Here is a 6,815-nt window from a genome sequence, read left to right as displayed (position 1 = left end):
TTTTGTCCAGAACGCGCCCGAGTCTGTCATCATTTAAGTGTTCTGGTCTGATACCCTCTCCCAACAAGTGTTCTGTGACCTTACCGACAAAAAAATTTTCCAACAGGTACAGGGGGGCGCTGACAAATCCCAACCCATTCAAAATCATTGCTTTGATGGCTTGACCGGGAGTGACGATTTCTTGTGGGTGAGTACCCAGCAGTCGAGCGAGTTGTTCAACTAATCCCATGGAATCACAGATGCCAGCAATTAGACCGCAGTGGTCAAGATCCTGTACTCTAATATCAGACGCTTCAATTTTGCTCATCTTTTAAAAATACTCGATCCCGCGATCCCACCTGCGGAATGTGGGCTATATAGCAATCCTTGCAGGAGTCGTAAATTTTTTACCCCACCCCAACCCTCAGAGCGGGTTCGGGGAGTCCGTAAGAAATTCACAAATGATGTGAGGATTGCTATAGTGGGATTCTTTTTGGAAACTGGTATAAGAAGTTGATATAAAATGCAAAATAAGTAAATCAACTTAGGAGCGCGAATTAAATAACTTACAATTTTAATTGTTATTGTGGGATGGGCGTCCCGCCCGTCCCACTTTCAAGAGTGGAAGTTATTTAATTCTCATTCCTTAATTAAACGTAAAACGATCGCACTCTTAAGCTAATACGCATTTAAATTGCATGGTAAAATAAATTTTCCTTCTTTTGGGGAGTAGGGGTTGGGCATCTTCCCCGCCCTCAACATACAATTTAAATGCACAAAAGCTTACAACCTCGACTTCTTTAATAAGTCGGGGTTGTAATTAGATCAAGACTTAAGAAAGAGTCTTTCTAGCACGTTCCGATCGCTCTTCTGCGGTATCCATAACATCCGCCATTTTATCCACCATTTCCCCTGGGTAATTTTCCAGTACCCGAGTAGAAAGTGAAATTCGGCCACGACTTTCATCGAGGTCAAGCACGATCGCTTTCAGGGGTTGACCGGGAGCAAACACCTTTCCAAGGTTATCAATATATTTTTGGCTGACTTGCTTGATGTGCAGCAAACCGCTAACTCCTTCCAAGTCCACAAACACGCCAAAAGGCTTGATGCTGCTGACTTTTCCTTCCACCAACTGACCAATTTGCAAGTCCTTGAAGGCATTGGATTGAGTGGCCATCCGCTGGGAAAGTACGAGTTTTTCTCGTTCGCGATCGACCTCCAAAAAATTAACGCTCAAAGATTGACCGATCAGCGATTCTAGGTTATCGCGATCGACTAAGTGCGATCGGGGAATAAAGCCGCGCATTCCCTGAACATCTACAGTCACGCCGCCCTTATTTGCCCCAGAAACCCGCACCTGAAGAACTTTACCGGTTTCCTGCAATTCAACTAAATCTTCCCAAGCTTGCTGAATTTGTAACTGCCGCAGAGACAAAGTAACTTGGCCATCTGCATCTTGTTCGCGGATAATCAAAAAGTCCCGTTCCTCGTCCAGGGGAACCACTTCCGACAAATCCGTTACTGTTCTCAAAGCAGCCTCTTCGATCGGCAAAAAAGCCGAAGACTTGCCGCCGATATCAACATACGCGCCGTTTGAGTCGTACTCGAACACTTTGCCGCGCACTACTTGTCCCTTCTGGAACTCGTAATTGTGCTGTTCGAGGGCTTTAGCAAAATCATCCATTGAAAAGGATGCTTTTGCGCTTTGAGAACCTGTAGATTTGGAATTCATGTCAGTTTAGTTGTCAGTTGTCAGTAATTTAGTTGGCAGTCGTCAGTAGAAAAAAATTTCCCACTCTCCCCATCTCCCTATCTCCCCATCTCCCACTCTCTAAGCTGGTTGAAGTTGCTGATGAAATAGCTGCTTCACCTGCACCCACGAGTCGGCTGCTGCCGTAGCGTCGTAACTGCCGCGGTGGTCGCAGAAGAAGCCGTGATCGGCATTGTAGCGGAAAATTTGGTGAGAAATACTGTGTTTTTGCAATTCTGCGGCGATTTGGTCAACTTGTTCTAAGGGTATGCTGGGGTCTTGAGTGCCAAAAAAGGCGTAGAGAGTGCCTTTAATGTCTGCTGTGCGGGCGATCGTGGGGGTGCCGCCGCCGGGGGTTAGGGTGGCGATACCGGCGCCGTAGAACGACGCTGTAGCCTTGATTTCGGGCAAAGTAGCGGCGAGGTAGGCGACGTGTCCTCCAAAGCAGAAACCGATGCAGCCAAAACCTTCGGGTTTGACAGAGGGTAGAGTTTTGAGGTAATCGATGGTGGCTTGGATATCGCCCAGAAGTTCGGAAGCGGTGGTTTTTTCTTTGTATTCTCTGCCGATTTGGATGGCTTCGGGTGTGTAGCCGGTTTCAAAGCCGGGGGCTTGACGCTGGTAAATGGCTGGGGCGATCGCCACATATCCTTCTTTTGCTATTCTTTCAGTAACTTCGCGGATGTGCGAGTTGACGCCAAAGATTTCTTGAATCACGATTACTGCGGGAAATTGCCCTGGGGAGGCTGGCTGGGCGAGGTATGCAGCTATTTGCAAATCCCCGTTAGGAACTGTGATGTTTTTGGTGCTAATTTCGGCTTTTGTCATCGGGAGTTTTAAGGTAAATGCCACTCTACTAATTTTAAGTTAATTTGGGGGATTTTTAGGCAAGTCGCCAATAATATTTTTCGGCACCGCGAAGCGTAAATACCGCAAATATAGCAGGTAAAAATTCGCTAATTATTGAACGTTTAGGTTGCGCTGAAGAAGTCGCGGCAAATTACTCCTAGCAATTAATTGGGGATTCAATTTCGGTAAAATATAAGTTGTGGTCGGGGATTTTCTAAAGCATAGATTTTGATAAGTCTACGACTTTGCAGCTTTTATATGGCTTTTTCGTGAGATTTTAGAGATAAGTGTCTAAGTCGTTAGCTGTTGAATATGAGCTAATTTTTTTGGATATATCGGAGTTGTTTTTTAATCGCTTTGCTTTCTGGTTGGCGGAATCGTTTGAGGAGATTGATTCCGGCTAGGACTCAAGTCTAAGTTACGATCGCCATGCCGAACAAAGTCATCCAACCAGTTGAGGAGATTGATTCCGGCTAGGACTCAAGTCTAAGTTACGATCGCCATGCCGAACAAAGTCATCCAACCAGTTGAGGAGATTGATTCCGGCTAGGACTCAAGTCTAAGTTACGATCGCCATGCCGAACAAAGTCATGCAACCCAAGGAAGACAGTATTTGGTTTTTTCCGCTGTGCGCTTGCTGTCAGGGTAAGATTGAACGCATTGGTGGGCTAGTGCCAGTCGATCACACAATATTTTTTGCCTAGTTTCCGTGAACCGGTAGGTGTTAAAATAGGGGTATCAAATTTTTCGCCTCAAACTCATGTGCAGCAAGAGTTTGATGCCCATCCTCTGAAAAAAAGATTCACGGAAAGTCTGAAAGCTTTACAGGATAAGGTTTTGGAGTGAATATGAAATTTTTGGTATTGACAACCCGAAGGCTGGAATGGTACTTTTGTTTTAGATTCACGGAACTGCACCTTGAAAACCAAATACACCCTGGCTTCTGGAACGGGCAGCCGGAAAAAACCTAAAACCCTATCAGGGATTGAAACTTATTTCCGCAAAATATGCCTCACACTCTTGACTAGAGCCGGAAAAAACCTAAAACCCTATCAGGGATTGAAACATCATAATCTTCAATTACCCACAACCGCCCATGTAAGCCGGAAAAAACCTAAAACCCTATCAGGGATTGAAACTGCAGTACGATTAATTTAGGCATTAATTAAACCTCCGGCGCCGGAAAAAACCTAAAACCCTATCAGGGATTGAAACAACAGCAGTTCGGGGATGGGGTTGGTAGCGGCGGCCGGAAAAAACCTAAAACCCTATCAGGGATTGAAACGCGAGATTTCAGGACTAATTTGGCTAATAGAATTCCGGAAAAAACCTAAAACCCTATCAGGGATTGAAACAGAAGCTCCCTGGCTTGACATCAATGCGCTAGCCTCGGAGGCCGGAAAAAACCTAAAACCCTATCAGGGATTGAAACCTTCAGCAGCATTTACTTTTTCGATTACATAAGGCCGGAAAAAACCTAAAACCCTATCAGGGATTGAAACTAGCTCCTGGACAACTTTATCTCGGAGCTGATTGAGGCCGGAAAAAACCTAAAACCCTATCAGGGATTGAAACTGTAGAAATCGAGATGTGAGTAGGGGGATTGATGAATAAGCCGGAAAAAACCTAAAACCCTATCAGGGATTGAAACTCTACTTGCAGTGCTAGTATTGCTTTACAACATGCCGGAAAAAACCTAAAACCCTATCAGGGATTGAAACGATAATACCCGATGCAATGATTTGTGGTGTATCGCCGGAAAAAACCTAAAACCCTATCAGGGATTGAAACGCCTTACTTCAGGTTGCAGGCTAGCGAAATCTTCGGCATTAAGCCGGAAAAAACCTAAAACCCTATCAGGGATTGAAACCCACACTTGAGCCATTAGAGCCTCAAAACCCTGGCCGGAAAAAACCTAAAACCCTATCAGGGATTGAAACTTCATCTTCGATCGCACACTCAATTTCTGAACAAACTAGCCGGAAAAAACCTAAAACCCTATCAGGGATTGAAACGGAACTTCACCAGTAACATTTTTATCTGCCGTCAAGCCGGAAAAAACCTAAAACCCTATCAGGGATTGAAACAACTCACTTACTCTGTGAGGCGCTTCATCTTGAGGCCGGAAAAAACCTAAAACCCTATCAGGGATTGAAACCTTGATTACATTTAATACCTTTAGCAGCTATTAAAGGGCCGGAAAAAACCTAAAACCCTATCAGGGATTGAAACAATTTTTCATCAGAATATCTAACACGACCGTGAAAACTGGAAGGCCGGAAAAAACCTAAAACCCTATCAGGGATTGAAACCATTCAATCCGAGGCGTTTTGCACGCTGGCTCAAGCCGGAAAAAACCTAAAACCCTATCAGGGATTGAAACCCGACATAAATTAATCCTCATGAGAATAACGAGACAAAATCAAGCCGGAAAAAACCTAAAACCCTATCAGGGATTGAAACCGTCTTTTTTTAGCTTTAAAAAAGCTCTTTTACTCGCCGGAAAAAACCTAAAACCCTATCAGGGATTGAAACCTGGTACTTCTATACGTTATTCCAGCTGGATAGGTCATACTTCCGCCGGAAAAAACCTAAAACCCTATCAGGGATTGAAACCTTTTATTGGGTTGGGAATATTTTTGTCTGGGTGCCCCGGAAAAAACCTAAAACCCTATCAGGGATTGAAACGGAGCAACCGCGCTCCCTTTTAACGACAGAATCGAGCCGGAAAAAACCTAAAACCCTATCAGGGATTGAAACCGATCGTCCGCGCCTTGATTTCGGCAGCCTTACGATTTGAGCCGGAAAAAACCTAAAACCCTATCAGGGATTGAAACTAAGATTTAAGGGGTAAATATGGACGGAATTTTAGGCCGGAAAAAACCTAAAACCCTATCAGGGATTGAAACAACACCTCAAAGTTGATTGCAGATTTTCATGATGCCGGAAAAAACCTAAAACCCTATCAGGGATTGAAACAAGCGAAAAAGTCAAACGTATCAGCCTCAAATACCAGATTGGCCGGAAAAAACCTAAAACCCTATCAGGGATTGAAACCAAGCTTTTTAAGAGCCTGAGTGTTCGCGCCGTGGGCCGGAAAAAACCTAAAACCCTATCAGGGATTGAAACTACAAGATTTTAGCGCGGGTGCTACTTTTAAAGGGCCGGAAAAAACCTAAAACCCTATCAGGGATTGAAACACCTCGGAACCGCAAGTTTTACAAAGTTGTTCCGGCCGGAAAAAACCTAAAACCCTATCAGGGATTGAAACAAAATCTGGAAAATGGCGCGGATCGCTTGGTCAGCTTTAGCCGGAAAAAACCTAAAACCCTATCAGGGATTGAAACTATAAAACTCAGATTTAAAATCCCGGTTTGGGTAAGCCGGAAAAAACCTAAAACCCTATCAGGGATTGAAACTTATCTTGCTAAAGCTAAATCATTTGACATAGCGCTAGCCGGAAAAAACCTAAAACCCTATCAGGGATTGAAACATTTTTTTACCGAGCATTGAAATTTCAGCATTCGGCCGGAAAAAACCTAAAACCCTATCAGGGATTGAAACAACAGATTTTTCTACAACCTCATATTCTGCAAGGTTGCCGGAAAAAACCTAAAACCCTATCAGGGATTGAAACTCTAAGCTTGTAGAAAGAATAGGAGAAGCTCGATCGCACGCCGGAAAAAACCTAAAACCCTATCAGGGATTGAAACAGTCTGTTAAGTACGATTTGATGTTGGAAAAGTCGATCGGACGCCGGAAAAAACCTAAAACCCTATCAGGGATTGAAACTATCACCGAAGGCGTAATAAACGCTAACCGTGGATTCGCCGGAAAAAACCTAAAACCCTATCAGGGATTGAAACGAGCTATATGCGATCGAGGGCATGGGAGAAATCCGAGCCGGAAAAAACCTAAAACCCTATCAGGGATTGAAACATAGCTTGAGAATTCACTTACACCCCAAGGATAACTATGAATGCCGGAAAAAACCTAAAACCCTATCAGGGATTGAAACTTAACGGTGTGAGCCACGGTTGCTACACCACTTGCGCCGGAAAAAACCTAAAACCCTATCAGGGATTGAAACGCGAAGGACTTGCTTGTGCAAATCTTTTCCAGCACAAGCCGGAAAAAACCTAAAACCCTATCAGGGATTGAAACCCACATTCCGCACCCCCAACTGGCACATACGCGGATTGAGGAAGTAAAAGTGAATCATCGGAGATAATAATGA

Annotated in this window: 3 protein-coding genes and 1 CRISPR repeat array; all 3 genes read right to left on the bottom strand. The window is 44.2% G+C overall.

Going from position 1 to position 6,815, the window contains the following annotated elements:
* On the bottom strand, positions 1–307 hold a 307-nt coding region (locus tag QUB10_RS33375; protein ID WP_333207395.1), incomplete at its 3' end, for a DUF4277 domain-containing protein.
* A gap of 504 nt (positions 308–811) precedes the next feature.
* Entirely contained in the window at positions 812–1,711 is a 900-nt protein-coding gene (locus QUB10_RS33370; RefSeq protein WP_333207394.1) for a S1 RNA-binding domain-containing protein, read from the bottom strand.
* A 99-nt stretch (positions 1,712–1,810) separates the two neighbouring features.
* Positions 1,811–2,557, bottom strand: coding sequence for a dienelactone hydrolase family protein (locus QUB10_RS33365; RefSeq protein ID WP_333156945.1), 747 nt, complete (start codon positions 2,555–2,557; stop codon positions 1,811–1,813).
* Positions 2,558–3,533: 976 nt separating this feature from the next.
* Positions 3,534–6,742: a CRISPR direct-repeat array (repeat unit 37 nt; unit sequence GCCGGAAAAAACCTAAAACCCTATCAGGGATTGAAAC).
* Between the last annotated feature and the right edge of the window lie 73 nt (positions 6,743–6,815).

Source organism: Microcoleus sp. B5-D4 (assembly GCF_036705145.1).
Taxonomy (GTDB): domain Bacteria; phylum Cyanobacteriota; class Cyanobacteriia; order Cyanobacteriales; family Microcoleaceae; genus Microcoleus.
This window is presented reverse-complemented; position numbering and strand designations above follow the sequence as displayed.